Annotated in this window: 13 protein-coding genes and 1 pseudogene; 10 read left to right on the top strand and 4 right to left on the bottom strand. The window is 71.7% G+C overall.

Annotated features, from left to right (window positions below; genetic code table 11):
• Positions 1–162: 162 nt before the first annotated feature.
• The 3 genes from ACIRG9_RS10545 to ACIRG9_RS10555 form a co-directional block, all read right to left on the bottom strand.
• Positions 163–591, bottom strand: coding sequence for a hypothetical protein (locus ACIRG9_RS10545; RefSeq protein ID WP_402853271.1), 429 nt, complete (start codon positions 589–591; stop codon positions 163–165).
• A 169-nt stretch (positions 592–760) separates the two neighbouring features.
• Entirely contained in the window at positions 761–1,969 is a 1,209-nt protein-coding gene (locus tag ACIRG9_RS10550) for a cation:proton antiporter (protein WP_402853273.1), read from the bottom strand.
• Between the two features lie 7 nt (positions 1,970–1,976).
• Positions 1,977–2,477 (bottom strand): cation:proton antiporter regulatory subunit, encoded by a 501-nt coding sequence (locus ACIRG9_RS10555; protein ID WP_402853276.1) that lies wholly within the window; start codon positions 2,475–2,477, stop codon positions 1,977–1,979.
• A gap of 31 nt (positions 2,478–2,508) precedes the next feature.
• Between ACIRG9_RS10555 and ACIRG9_RS10560 the strand changes: the two genes are divergently transcribed.
• The 10 genes and pseudogenes from ACIRG9_RS10560 (at position 2,509) to ACIRG9_RS10605 (ending at position 12,325) form a co-directional block, all read left to right on the top strand.
• The gene (locus ACIRG9_RS10560; protein ID WP_402853279.1) at positions 2,509–3,609 is read left to right on the top strand and encodes a hypothetical protein; all 1,101 of its coding nucleotides are present in this window, start codon (positions 2,509–2,511) and stop codon (positions 3,607–3,609) included.
• A gap of 98 nt (positions 3,610–3,707) precedes the next feature.
• Entirely contained in the window at positions 3,708–6,299 is a 2,592-nt protein-coding gene (gene clpB, locus ACIRG9_RS10565; RefSeq protein ID WP_402853281.1) for an ATP-dependent chaperone ClpB, read from the top strand.
• A gap of 93 nt (positions 6,300–6,392) precedes the next feature.
• Positions 6,393–6,770, top strand: a complete 378-nt coding sequence (locus ACIRG9_RS10570) for a hypothetical protein (RefSeq protein ID WP_402853284.1) — start codon at positions 6,393–6,395, stop codon at positions 6,768–6,770.
• A 69-nt stretch (positions 6,771–6,839) separates the two neighbouring features.
• Positions 6,840–7,913, top strand: a complete 1,074-nt coding sequence (locus ACIRG9_RS10575; protein ID WP_402853287.1) for a hypothetical protein — start codon at positions 6,840–6,842, stop codon at positions 7,911–7,913.
• A gap of 79 nt (positions 7,914–7,992) precedes the next feature.
• On the top strand, positions 7,993–8,622 hold the full coding sequence (locus tag ACIRG9_RS10580) for a DUF4178 domain-containing protein (RefSeq protein WP_402853289.1): 630 nt from the start codon (positions 7,993–7,995) through the stop codon (positions 8,620–8,622).
• A gap of 140 nt (positions 8,623–8,762) precedes the next feature.
• A complete protein-coding gene (locus ACIRG9_RS10585; protein WP_402853292.1) occupies positions 8,763–9,566 on the top strand; it encodes a hypothetical protein in 804 nt (267 codons plus the stop codon).
• 72 nt (positions 9,567–9,638) lie between these two features.
• Positions 9,639–10,232: pseudogene (locus ACIRG9_RS10590) on the top strand (hypothetical protein); the annotation flags it as partial.
• Between the two features lie 143 nt (positions 10,233–10,375).
• On the top strand, positions 10,376–11,185 hold the full coding sequence (locus ACIRG9_RS10595) for an SDR family NAD(P)-dependent oxidoreductase (RefSeq protein WP_402853294.1): 810 nt from the start codon (positions 10,376–10,378) through the stop codon (positions 11,183–11,185).
• Between the two features lie 165 nt (positions 11,186–11,350).
• Positions 11,351–11,890, top strand: a complete 540-nt coding sequence (gene pyrE / locus ACIRG9_RS10600; protein ID WP_402853297.1) for an orotate phosphoribosyltransferase — start codon at positions 11,351–11,353, stop codon at positions 11,888–11,890.
• A gap of 57 nt (positions 11,891–11,947) precedes the next feature.
• A complete protein-coding gene (locus ACIRG9_RS10605) occupies positions 11,948–12,325 on the top strand; it encodes a helix-turn-helix transcriptional regulator (RefSeq protein ID WP_007073957.1) in 378 nt (125 codons plus the stop codon).
• A 189-nt stretch (positions 12,326–12,514) separates the two neighbouring features.
• Here ACIRG9_RS10605 and ACIRG9_RS10610 read toward each other — a convergent pair whose 3' ends face one another.
• Positions 12,515–13,282 (bottom strand): DedA family protein, encoded by a 768-nt coding sequence (locus ACIRG9_RS10610; protein ID WP_402854227.1) that lies wholly within the window; start codon positions 13,280–13,282, stop codon positions 12,515–12,517.
• Between the last annotated feature and the right edge of the window lie 14 nt (positions 13,283–13,296).

Below are 13,296 nucleotides of genomic sequence, written 5' to 3' on the forward strand. Positions count from 1 at the left end.
GGGACGCGGTGATGCCGTGAGGGGGTCCTGGCCCGTTCGTCCGTCGGTGACGTGTGGGCCGGGACGCGGTGATGCCGTGAGGGGGTCCTGGCCCGTTCGTCCGTCGGTGACGTGTGGGCCGGGACGCGGTGATGCCGTGAGGGGGTCCTGGCCCGTTCGGCGCTACAGCCGGCGGTTCTCTCGGACCAGGCCGCCCTCGCACCAGTCGCGGTAGACGAAGAGGTCCGGGCGGGCGAGCAGCACCCGGCTGTTGTGTGCCCAGTTGCGCATCAGCCCGTCGCCAGCTCGCTCGGCCTGCTCGACCAGCTTCCGGAAGCGGCGCTTCGGGTGGGCCCGGAAGTTCGTCCGGATGCCGTCGGCGGCGTAGATGTAGAGGCAGTGCAGGGCGAACCGGCGGGCCGGGCAGGCCGTGTCCATGGCCAACTCGAAGAGCGTCCCCACCAAGTGGTCACCGGAGACCAGCAGGTCCCAGTCCGGGGGCATCGAGGTGAGCGGCACGGAGTTGGGCTGATAGGCCCAGGCGCGCAGCTCGGCCGGCGACGGATCGACCGGATTGGCGAAGCCGCGGAACGTCCCCTCCTGCACGCTCACCGGCCAACCTTCCGTCTCCGGCGGCGGGGGCACCGGCCACCCGCGGAACCTGGCTGCTGGGGCGAAACGGTAACGCTGTTCCGCGTACCGGCGGTAGACCTTCCCGGAATCAATTCGGCAACCGTTGGCCGGGCCGGGTCGACCATTAGGCCGACCCGGCCCGACGCACTCAGTCGGTTGCCGGCACCGGTGCGGGGGGCCTGGCGGCGGCACGCCGGCGCAACCACTGCTTGAACCAGGGCATGTCCGGCAGTCGGGCCAGCAGCGGCCCGGCCACCACGGTGATCAGCACGTACGCCGTGGCGAGCCCCGCCAGCCTGGGTTCCACCGGCTGTGCGGCGGCGACGGCGAGCCCCGCGATGACGATGGAGAACTCGCCGCGCGGGGTGAGCGCGAAACCGGCCCGCCATCGACCGGGCTCGGCGATCCCGGCCCGCCGGGCGGCCAGGTAACCGGTGAGCAGCTTCGTGCCCATGGTCACCACGGCCAACGCCAGCGCCGGCAGCAGCACCGGGGGCATGTCCCTCGGGTCGGTGACCAGCCCGAAGAACACGAAGAAGACCGCCGCGAAGAGATCCCGCAGTGGCGACAGCAACTCGGTGGCGTGGTGTGCCACCGGCCCGGAGAGGGCGATGCCGACCAGGAACGCCCCGACCGCCGCGGAAACCTGGAGCTTGGCCGCGAGGCCGGCGACCAGCAGGGTCAGGCCGAGCACCCCGAGCAGCAGCGCCTCCGGGTCCTTCGCGGAGAGCGCCGTGGAGATCAGGTGGCCGTACCGGATGGCGACGAACAGCACGGCGACCACGGTGAACACCGCGACGCCGAGCGCCAGGCCGCCCTTGATCACGCCGATCCCGGCGAGCAGCGCGGTGAGCAGCGGCAGGTAGAGAGCCATCGCCAGGTCCTCGATCACCAGGACGGAGAGGATCACCGGCGTTTCCCGGTTACCGACCCGGCCGAGGTCGCCGAGCACCTTGGCGATCACCCCGGACGAGGAGACCCAGGTGACGCCGGCGAGCACCACGGCGGCGAGCCAGCCCCAGCCGAGGATCAGCGCGAAGGCGAAGCCGGGCAGCGCGTTGAGCACCGCGTCGATCAGGCCGGCGGGGGCCGCGGCACGGAGGTTGCCCACCAGTTCGCCGGCGCTGTATTCCAAGCCGAGCATGACCAGCAGCAGGATCACGCCGATCTCCGCGCCGACGGCGAAGAACTCCTCGCTGGCGTTGAGTGGGAGGATGCCGCCGGTGCCGAAGGCGAGTCCGGCGAGTAGATAGAGGGGGATGGGTGAGACGCCGAACCGGCGGCTGAGTCGGCCGAGCAGGCCGAGCAGGAGCAGCAGCGCGCCGACCTCGACGAGCAGAGTCGTGGTTTCGTGCATCCGCGCCTCAGCCGTCCGGGTCTGCTTCGGCGAGGATCGCGCTCACCCCGTCGAGGCCCTGCCGGGTGCCGACCACGACCACCACGTCACCCGCGGCGAAGCGGAAGGTGGGGTCCGGCGAGACGATCACGTCGCCGTGGCGCAGCACCGCGACGATGGACGCCCCGGTGCGGGTACGCGCGCGGGTGTCGCCGAGTCGCCGGTTGACGTACTTGGTGCCGGCGGGGATGGCGATCTGCTCGGTGAGCAGCCCAGCAGCCTGTTCGCGCAGCCCGGAGAGTTGGCTGAGCATCAGGGACGCGCCGAGGATGTCGGCGAGCGCCTCCGCCTCGTCGTCGGTCAGGGGGATGTCTGCCTGGCATGAGTCCGGATCGTCTGGATCGTAGAGGACCAGGTCGCGACGGCCGTTGCGGTGGGAGACCACGCCGAGCCGGCGGCCGGACTCCGTTACCAGATCGTGACGTACGCCGATCCCTGGTAAGTCAATCTGTTCAACACGTACTCGCACGCGGGCGAGGCTACCTTGCACTGGAGGTGTGGTGCACCGGAGACCGGGCTACGTTACGGCACTGCTGCTGGCGATGCCGCTGCTGATGGCCTGTTCGATCGGGGATGTCCGGCGTCCGCCGCCGGACCGGGCGTCCGCGTCGCCCGGGGCGGTCGCCACCGCTTCGGCCCGGCCCGCGGTCGCCGACGTCGACGAGTCCCGCATCGTCCGGATCGCCGTACCCGACCGGTACGACCCGCCGTCCATCGAGTTCGTCGACGCCGAGCAGGCGTACGCCCTCTTCGCCACCTGTGACGGCCGGCCACCCGGCCGAAACTGCCCGGCGCTGCTCTTCGCCACCCACGACGGAGGCCGGTCCTGGAAGGCGTTGCGACACCCTCGGTCGGTCGCCGAGAACCAGCAGCTCTACGCCCCGAAGGGCCTGCTGGTGCTGGCCGCCGAACCGTACGGCTGGTACGCCTCGACCGATGGCGGCGTCACGTTCACCCACTACCCGGGAGTCGCGCCGCCGCCGGTGCTGTTGGGTGCTGGTGGCCGGTTCCAGGTGACCGAGGACGCCGGAAAGGTGGCTCGCTGGGACGGTCGTCGGCTGCAGCCGTTGCCGGTCCAGCCCGATCTGCCGACCGTGAACACGGTGCGCGAGGCCAGAAGCATGCTGGTGGCGGCCGGTGCGGCCGACGGGCGGCCGTACGCCGCGATCTCGACGGACCAGGGGCGGAGTTGGGAGCGGAGCCCGGTGCCGGCACCCGACGGCGAGGTGGGCGTGCTGCGGGTGATGGCCGCGCCCGACGGTGAGATCTGGTTGATCGGGAAGCGGCCGGACGGGATGGGCTTTCCGGCGCTTTGGATTTATCGGGGTAACTGGCAGCTGATGCGAGCCGCCGGTCACCCGGACCAGGTGTATTCGGTGGCGCCGGTCGACGCCGGGCGGGTGGCGGTGACCGGGCCGGACGGCGTCGGCGTGGTGGTGGGCGGCCGGTACGAGCGGGTGAGCTGGCCGGTCGGCCCTGAGCATCAGCTTGACCTGCTCGGTGACGGCACGCTCGTGGCCAAGGCCCCGGACGAGGTCGTCCTCTCCGCCGGCCCGATCGGCAACCGCCAGTGGATCCGCGTGGTCCTGGTCCGCGACTGACAGGCCAGGGTGACTGGCATCACAGGGATAGGGTTGAGCGGAATAGACTCAACTCTGGTTGTGTCGGTTCCAGTGGACACGCCGATCCGGGGGAGCCCATGAACACGGAACGCCTCACCACCAAGAGCCGCGAGAGCATCACCGGTGCCGTCGCGTTGGCGAACCAGCGCGGCCACGCCACCGTGGAGCCCTGGCACCTGCTGCTGTCGCTGCTGGACACCGAGGGTTCGACCGCCGCCGGCCTGCTGCGCGCCGTCGGGGCCGACCCCGCCGAGCTGCGCCGGGTCGCCCAGCGCTCGGTCGACGCCCTGCCCGCCGCGCACGGCTCCAGCATCGCCGAGCCCACCCTGGCCCGCGAGTTCGTCAACGCCATCGGCGCCGCCGAGCAGATCGCCCGGCCGCTGGGCGACGAGTACACCTCGACCGAGCACCTGCTCGCCGGGCTGGCCCGGGTGGGTGGCGCGGTCTCCGTCGCGCTCAGGAACGCCGGCGCCACCGAGGAGAACCTGGTCGCCGCCTTCCCGGCCGTACGCGGCGGGGACCGTCGGGTCACCACCGCCGACCCGGAGCAGACCTATCAGGCCCTCGCCAAGTACGGCGTGGACCTGACCGCCAGCGCCCGCGAGGGGAAGATCGACCCGGTCATCGGCCGGGACTCCGAGATCCGCCGGGTGATCCAGGTGCTGTCCCGGCGTACCAAGAACAACCCGGTGCTGATCGGTGAGCCGGGTGTCGGCAAGACCGCCATCGTCGAGGGCCTGGCCCAGCGGATCGTCGCCGGTGACGTGCCTGAGTCGCTGCGCGACAAGAAGCTGGTCTCGCTCGACCTCGGCGCGATGGTGGCCGGCGCGCAGTACCGCGGCCAGTTCGAGGAACGGCTGAAGTCGGTGCTGGAGGAGATCAAGAACTCCGACGGCAAGGTCATCACCTTCCTCGACGAGCTGCACACCGTCGTCGGCGCCGGCAAGAGCGAGGGCTCGATGGACGCCGGCAACATGCTCAAGCCGATGCTGGCCCGCGGCGAGCTGCGGATGGTCGGCGCGACCACCCTCGACGAATACCGCGAGCACATCGAGAAGGATCCGGCGCTGGAGCGCCGCTTCCAGCCGGTGCTGGTCGGCGAGCCGACCATCGAGGACACCATCGGCATCCTGCGCGGCCTCAAGGAGCGCTACGAGGTGCACCACGGCGTACGGATCACCGACGCCGCGCTGGTCGCCGCCGCCACCCTGTCCGACCGCTACATCACCGACCGGTTCCTGCCGGACAAGGCGATCGACCTGGTCGACGAGTCCGCGTCCCGGCTGCGGATGGAGATCGACTCCCGCCCGGTCGAGGTGGACGAGATCGAGCGGGCGGTACGCCGGCTCGAGATCGAGGAGATGGCGCTGGCCAAGGAGCCGGACGCCGCCTCCGCCGAGCGGCTGGAGCGGCTGCGCAGGGAGCTGGCCGACAAGCGCGAACAGCTCACCGCGCTCTCCGAGCGCTGGCAGTTGGAGAAGAGCCACATCACCAAGCTCTCCACCGCGAAGGAGGAGCTGGAGCGGCTCGGCGGCGAGGCCGAGCGGGCCGAGCGCGACGGCGAGCTGGAACGCGCCGCCGAGCTGCGGTACGGCCGGATCCCCGCCCTGAAGACCGAGCTGGAACAGGCCGAGCAGGAACTGGCCCGGCTCCAGGCCGACGGCGCGATGCTGAAGGAGGAGGTCGGCGCGGACGACATCGCCGCCGTGGTCGCCTCCTGGACCGGCATCCCCGCCGGCCGGCTGCTGGAGGGCGAGACCGCCAAGCTGCTCCGGATGGAGGACTCGCTGGGCGCCCGGGTGGTCGGCCAGTCCGAGGCGGTCGCCGCCGTCTCCGACGCGGTCCGCCGCGCCCGGGCCGGCGTCGCCGACCCGGACCGCCCGACCGGCAGCTTCCTCTTCCTCGGCCCCACCGGCGTCGGCAAGACCGAGCTGGCCAAGGCGCTCGCCGGGTTCCTCTTCGACGATGAGCGGGCCATGGTCCGCATCGACATGAGTGAGTACGGCGAGAAGCACTCCGTGGCCCGCCTGGTCGGCGCCCCGCCCGGCTACGTCGGCTACGAGGAGGGCGGCCAGCTCACCGAGGCGGTGCGCCGCCGGCCGTACTCGGTGATCCTGCTGGACGAGGTGGAGAAGGCCCACCCGGACGTCTTCGACGTGCTGCTCCAGGTGCTCGACGACGGCCGGCTCACCGACGGCCAGGGCCGTACGGTGGACTTCCGCAACGCGATCCTGATCCTCACCTCGAACCTGGGCTCGTCGGTGATCAGCGAGCTGACGTTGACCGAGGAGGAGCGCCGGGAGGGTGTCCTCGCGGTGGTCCGGTCGCATTTCAAGCCGGAGTTCCTCAACCGCCTCGACGACATCGTGGTCTTCGCCGCCCTCCAGGGCGAGGACCTGCGGGCCATTGTCGACATCCAGCTCGACCGGTTGCGAGCCCGTCTCGCCGACCGCCGTCTGGCACTGGTGGTCAGCGACACCGCCCGGATCTGGCTCGCCGAGTACGGGTACGACCCGGTCTACGGTGCCCGCCCGCTGCGGCGGCTGGTGCAGTCGGCGATCGGCGACCAGCTCGCCAAGGCCCTGCTCGCCGGCCAGATCCGCGACGGCGACACGGTCCGGGTGGACCTGGCCGACACCAAGGAAGCCCTCACCGTCACCGCGTCCTGACCCACTCCCGCCCACCCGGCCGGATCCGCACCCGCGGATCCGGCCGGACCCGTCGAGGTATCGGGGCGGGCGTCGGTGGGGAAAGAATGGGGCATGGCGGAGATCGGGAACTGGGAGCGGGAGTTGGACGCGGATGTCCGGGAGCTGGTGGCGGCGGACACGCTCGCCTTCGGCGGGGTGGGGATCGCCGGCACCCTGCTGCCCGCGACGGAGGCGTACCAGCGGGTGGAGCGGGCGCTGGACGAGCATCCGGCGGAGGCCCGGCAGCAGGTCGACCGGCTGCTTGAGCAGGGATCACCCGCCGGAAAGGCGTACGCCGCCGCGTTGCTGGACACCGTCGACCGGGCAGCCGGTCGGGCGGCCTGGAGCCGGCTGCGCGCCGACGACGGGGAACTCACCACGTTCACCGGCTGCCTGATGGACCAGACCACGCTGGGCGAGTACGCCGCGGAGCGGCTCGCCGACGAGTGATCCACTCGGCACGGTGGTCGATCCGATCGGCTCTGCCGGCGGTGGCGGTCGGCCCGTACCTTGCCAACCATGACCTCCCCCACGGCTCCCGTCCGGCCCGCCCGGCCCGCCGTCGTCACGGTCGCCTTCTGGTTGCAGATCGCGATCGTCGCCGTTCTGCTCGTCCTGGTCGGCGTCGTGGTCTTCGCGGCGGTGCGCTACAACGGCCAGATCGACGAGGCGCTGCGGCGGGTCCCCGACGCCGATCCGGTGGAGGTGTCGGACGAGCGCTCGGGCAACGTCTTCACGGCCGTGACCCTCGGTGTCCCCGCGCTGCTGCTGGCGGCCTGGCTCGCCGCCACCGCGTTGCCCCTGTGCAGGGGCAGCAATCCCGCCCGGATCCTGGTCTTCGTCGCGGCCGGGGCGCAACTGCTGCTCTGCCTCGGGCAGTGCGGCGGCGGCCTGCTGATGATCCCGTTCATGCTGGCAATGGGTGGTCCCGAGTTCGACCCCACGCTGGACCCCGAGGCCGGGGGCACCGACTGGGAACAGTCGAAGTTCCTCGACGCCCTCTACGACCAAGGCGATCCGGGGGAACTCTTGGCGGTCGGCGGCCTCGGCCTGTTGCTGGTGCTGGCGCTCACCCTGGCGGTCGTGGTGCTGCTCCTGGTCCCGGAATCCGGCCGCTGGTTCCGTCCCGCGTCGGCCGCCGTGCCGCCCGTGCCGTACGGCTACTGGCCGGTCTACCCCGCCGCCTATGCGCCGGTCCACCCCGTGGCGGCATACCCGCCGGGCTACCCGGCCGCCGCCTACCCGGGTCATCCCGCGTCGGGCTATCCGTCGGCCGTCATGCCGCCTCCGGCGGGCTACCCGCTCTGCCCTGACCCGGCCCTGCACCTGGCATACCCGCCCACCGGCCCCTGGGCGTCCACCCAGCACGCCAGCCCGTGGGCCGCGCCGGGCACGGGCCCAGCGGACCCGACGCCGGGCACGGGCGCGGCGGACCCGACGCCGGGCACCGGCCCAGCGGACCCGACGCCGGGCACGGGCCCGGCGGACCCGACGCCGGGCGACGGCCCGTCCGTGGAGCCGGCCAGGGACGATGCCGGCCCGGGTGCCGCCGGGCCATCCACCGGCCCGGCTGACGGCCCGTCCGGTAGCTGACCGCGGACTCAGCGGAGGAGCTGTTTGGCGAGGCGAACCGGGTTGTTAGTCTCCGCCGACGCAGGTGGGGAGGCGGTCTGTGGACAATTCGATGGTGTACCTGGTGGCGGCGCTGGGGTGCCTGGTCGTAGTGACCGGTGTGGTGATCGCCGTGGTTGGGCGGCGCAAGGCCCGCTCCGGACCACGCCCGCGGGCCGCCGGTGCCCCGTTCCGGGACCGGGACGCCGACGTCCGGCGCGGCGACCCGCGCTGGCTCAAGCCTGGCGACACCGTGGAGATCCGCCAGGTTTCGTACACCGTCCGCGGCTCGGTGCACCTGGTCGAGGGCGGCTGGAGCTGGGCCGAGCACCTGATCGACGATGCCGGCGGGGTCAAGCGCTGGCTCTCCGTCGAGGAGGACCCGGACCTGGAGTTGGTGCTCTGGACCGCCGAGCCGTCCGCCACCGTCACCCCGGGCGCTCCCACTCTGGACGTCGCCGGCCGCCGGTACGCCTGGGACGAGTCTGGCCAGGCGCGCTACACCGCCACCGAGGGCACCGGCCTCGATCCGCGCGGCACCATGCGCTACCACGACTATCAGGCGCCCGGCGGGGCCCGGCTCTCCTTCGAGGCGTACGGGGAGGCCGGCTGGCAGGTCGCGCTCGGCGAGAGGTTGCACCCTGCCGAGGTGATGATCCATCCGCAGGGCGGCCCGGAGCAGGTGGCCTGAGCGTCGCTCAACCGGCAGAGTGTCCACGTGTTCTGCGAAGGGGTGCCCTCCGTCGGGCCGCGCGGCGGGTCCGGCTCTCGTGCCGTGCCCACCTCGACCGCGCTGGCTACGGTGGTCGTGTGATCTAGGGAAGGAGAATCATGGTCGATACCTCGGGGCCGCCGCGCCGCGTCCGTCCGGGCGTGGTGACGTCGTCCAGCTGGCTGCTCATCCTCGTCGCCGCCATCCAGGTGGTGAATCTGATCCTGACGCTGTCCATCATCGGCACGATGCGGGAGGTGCTGCGGGACGCGTACCGGGGCACCGCCGCCGAGCAGGCGGCTGACTTCGCCGCCGTGGCCGCCGTCGCCGGCGCCGTGATCTCGCTGCTGATCGCGATCGGGCTCGTTGTCCTTGCCCTGCTGAACAACCAGGGGAAGAACGGCTCCCGGATCACCACCTGGGTGCTGGGTGGCATCCTCTTCTGCTGCACCGGCCTCGGCCTGGTGAGCAACGCGTCCGGCGGACTGACGACCAGCGGCTCGACCAGCGGCGACATGCCGAGCAGCCAGGAGATCCAGCGCCGGTTGGAGGACGCCCTGCCGTCCTGGTACGGCCCGCTCACCACCGCGATCAGCCTGCTTTCCCTGCTGTCCCTGCTGGTTGCCCTGATCCTGCTGGCCCTGCCGAAGTCGAACGAGTTCTTCCGCAAGCCGCAGCCGACCTGGGAGCCGCCGGTGCCCGGCGGCACCTACCCCGGCTACCCGCCGGCGCCCGGCTACCCGCAGACTCCGGGCTACCCGCCTGCTCCGGGCTACCCGCAGACGCCGGGCCAGCCGCCTGCTCCGGGCTATCCGTCCGCCCCGGGCCAGCCGCCGGTTCCCGGCTACCCGCCCGCCGGTGGTCAGCCCGGTCAGCCGGGGCCTGGCGAACGCCGCGAACCCGAGCCGCCTTCGGGAAGCTGACGTTCCGATAACAGCGACGCCGACGATCCCTCCGAGTAGGTTGCAAGCCGACGCCTACCGGAGGGATCTGTCGTGTCGTATCCCGTTCAGGCACCGCCCCGCCGCCCCGGGGTGGTCGTCTCGGCCGCGGCGGTGCTGCTGCTGATGGCGGTCGGCGCCGTGGCGTACGCGGTCGCCAACCTGATCATCACGGGTGGCACGGTGGACCGGTTCCGCACGGCGGCGTCCGGGACCGGAGCCAGCGCCGGCGAGATCGACACCGTCGTGTCGCTGCTGCGCGCCTCCACCACGCTGGCAGCCGTGCTCGGCGTGCTCATGGCGCTGCTGCTCGTCGGGCTCGCCCTCGGCCTGCTCTCCGGTCGCCCCGGCGCCCGTACGGCCACCTGGGTCGTCTCGGGGCTGGGCCTGTTCTGCGGCTGCTGCGGCCTGGCGATACTGGTCGGTCAGCGAGCCGAACCGCTGCGCCTCGGTGCCGAGGAGCAGGTCACCGCCGATCTGCTCGCCCTCGTCGGCGACGCGTATCCGGGTTGGTGGATCCCGCTGAACGCGGCCGCGTCGGTGGCGCAGCTCCTCGGGTACCTGCTGGCCGCCGTACTGCTGGTCCTCCCCGCGGCTGGTGCGTTCTTCCGCCGCGGCACGCCCGCCGCGCCGCCCCCGGCCGGGCCCATGCCCCCTGCCGGGCCGACGCCCCCGGCCGGGCCGACCGGCGCCGGAGCCGCTCCGGGCTACGGTCCGCCGGCGGCCGCTTCGGCGCCGCCGTTCTACGGCCCGCCCGGCGCCACGTCGACCCCACCCTCCGAGGACCGTCCGTGACCGGCGCGACGCGACCCGCTTCGCGTCGTGCCTTGATCACCGGTGCCAGCCTCGGCATCGGTGAGGCGTTCGCCCGTCGGCTCGCCGCGGACGGGTGGGACCTGGTCCTGGTGGCCCGGGACGCCGGCCGGCTCGATGCCACCGCCGCCAAACTGGCCGACCGGTATGACCGCCGGATCGAGACCATCTCCGCCGATCTGTCCACCGACGACGGCTGCGCCACGGTCGAGCGCCGGCTCGCCGCCGAGCCTCCGGTCGGAATGCTGGTGAACAACGCCGGGATCAGCCTCAACACCCCGTTCGTCCGGTCGGCCGTCCAGAACGAGGCCCGGCTGCTTCGGCTGAACGTGCTGGCGGTGCTGAAACTGACCCATGCGGCGCTGGGGCCGATGATCCGGCGCGGCGAAGGGGCAGTGATAAATGTCTCTTCCGTCGCGGGTTTCGGCGTGCCGATGCCGGGTTCGACGTACTCGGCCAGCAAGGCGTGGGTCACGAATTTCAGTGAATCGATCGGCCAGTCGGTGGCGCCGCTGGGTGTGCGGGTGATGGCGCTGTGCCCCGGCTACACCCGTACCGGCTACCACGAGCGGGCCGGCATCGACATGTCCGGTACGCCGGACTGGATGTGGCTACGGGCCGCCGATGTGGTCGACGAAGGGCTGCGTGACCTGCGGAAAGGCAAACTGGTCAGCGTGCCGAGCTGGAGGTACAAGTTGGCCGTGGCGGGCCTGCGGCACGCACCCCGCCGGCTGCTGCGCGGCGTCTCGCGAGACACCAGGGGGCGGGCCGCGGGCGGTGCCGACTGACCCCGGGGCGGTCGGGTGGGTGCCCTGACGACGGCATCGGCACGCGCGACCCGGATGGACGGTTGCACAGCGTAGCCGGATATCGCCACCCTTCGGTCGCCCGCAGGGTTGACCCGGGAGGACCCGACACACGCCTCCCAGAGTTGCGCAGTACCCTCTATCGCCATGGGGGACCACGACGACCTGCGTAAATTCATCACTGACCTGGCTGTGGTCCACGGACGCGTGGTGCTCTCGTCAGGTCGTGAGGCGGACTGGTATGTCGACCTACGTCGTGTCACGCTGCATCACCGCGCGGCACCGTTGGTCGGTCGGGTGATGTGTGACCTCACCGCCGACTGGGCATATGACGCGGTCGGTGGGCTGACCCTCGGGGCCGATCCGGTCGCGGTGGCGATGCTGCACGCGGCGGCCGAAACCGAACGGCCGCTGGACGCGTTCGTAGTTCGCAAGGCAGGCAAGGCGCACGGTCTCCAGCGGCGTGTCGAGGGACCGGACGTGGCAGGTCGCCGGGTCCTGGCGGTCGAGGACACCTCGACCACCGGCGGCAGTGTGTTGGCCGCGGTCGAGGCATTGCGTGAGGCCGGGGCCGACGTGGTCGGAGTGGCGGTTATTGTTGATCGAGGCGCCGGCGACGCGGTGCGAGCCGCCGGACTGCCATATCGGGCGGCCTATACGTTGGCTGACCTCGGCCTTGTGGCGTAAAAGTTTGCCGATTCGGATTTGCTCATATGCAGGCGGATCGATGCTGCTGGTGGAAGGATGGAATACGTGGGAACTGCGTTGGCTGAAATGACCATGCCTCAGATCTCGCCGCTCGCCGGCGAGCCGATCGAACGGGCCGATGCCGAGCGGCTCGCGGGGGTGCTGAAGGCCCTCGCGGACCCCGCCCGGCTGCGGCTGCTCAGCCTGATCCAGTCGGCACCCGAGGGAGAGGCGTGCGTGTGTGACCTCACCGCACCGCTCGGCCTCTCTCAGCCGACGGTCAGTCACCACCTGCGTATCCTCACCGAGGCCGGCTTGCTGGAGCGGGAGAAGCGCGGTGTCTGGGCGTACTACCGGCTGGTGCCGACCGCGATCGCCACGATCGCGGATCTGCTCACCCCGCCGCGCAAGCGGGCCACCAAGAAGGCCCGCTGAAACCGGACGTGTCCGAGCTGGATGGTTGAAGCCGCGTCCCTAGGGCGCGGCGACGGGTGGCGTACCAGGGGTGGCGTCACCACCGGACGATGACGGCTGTCCGTCATCGGTGCCATCCGCAGGTCGACAGGTTGTTTGCCGATGGCCGGCCCCCCACCAGGGGGACCGGCCATCGGCGTTGCCGGTGAATCAGCGGCGGTGCTGGCCGCGCCCGCCGAGCCGCGGGTCGTCGTCGTCCCCCGCCTCCCGCCCGATCGCGTCGGCCGCGCCGACCATCGAGACCGACTCGCCGCGCTTGCGTGCACGCCGGTCCCGGAGGAACTCGACGAGGATCGGCAGTACCGAGATCACGATGATCAGGGCGACCACCGGCAGGATGTACCGGTCGATCTTGTCGCCGATCGCGTTGTAGATCTGATCGGCCAGCAGGTAGCCGACCAGCAGGATGCCGTCCACCCAGAGGAACGCGCCGACGACGTTCCAGAGCAGGAACTGCCGGGCCGGCATGCCGAGCACGCCGGCCACCGGGTTGAGGAAGGTCCGCACGATCGGAATGAAGCGGGCCAGCACCACGGCCTTCGCCGGGCCGAACTTCTGGAAGTAGTACTCGGCCTTCTCCACGTACTCCCGCTTGAACAGGCGGGAGTTGGGCTTGTCGAACATCCGCCGGCCGTATCGGGCGCCGAGCCAGTGGCCGAGCTGGGCACCGGCGATCGCGCAGAGCGGCCCGCCGATCAGCAGGGCGACCAGGTTCAGCCGGGTGCCGGCGCCGAAGATCGCATCCGCCACCGGCGACGCGGCCACCCCCGCCAGGAAGAGCAGCGAGTCACCGGGGAAGAAGAAGCCGACCAGCAGGCCGGTCTCGGCGAAGAGGATCACCCAGACGCCGACCAACCCGAAGGTGTGGATCAGGTCCTTCGGATCGAGCGGGTTCAGGGCGACACTCTCGGAGAGCATCCGGGTCTTCTCTG

This window comes from Micromonospora sp. NPDC093277, assembly GCF_044765245.1.
In the GTDB taxonomy this organism is placed as follows: domain Bacteria; phylum Actinomycetota; class Actinomycetes; order Mycobacteriales; family Micromonosporaceae; genus Micromonospora.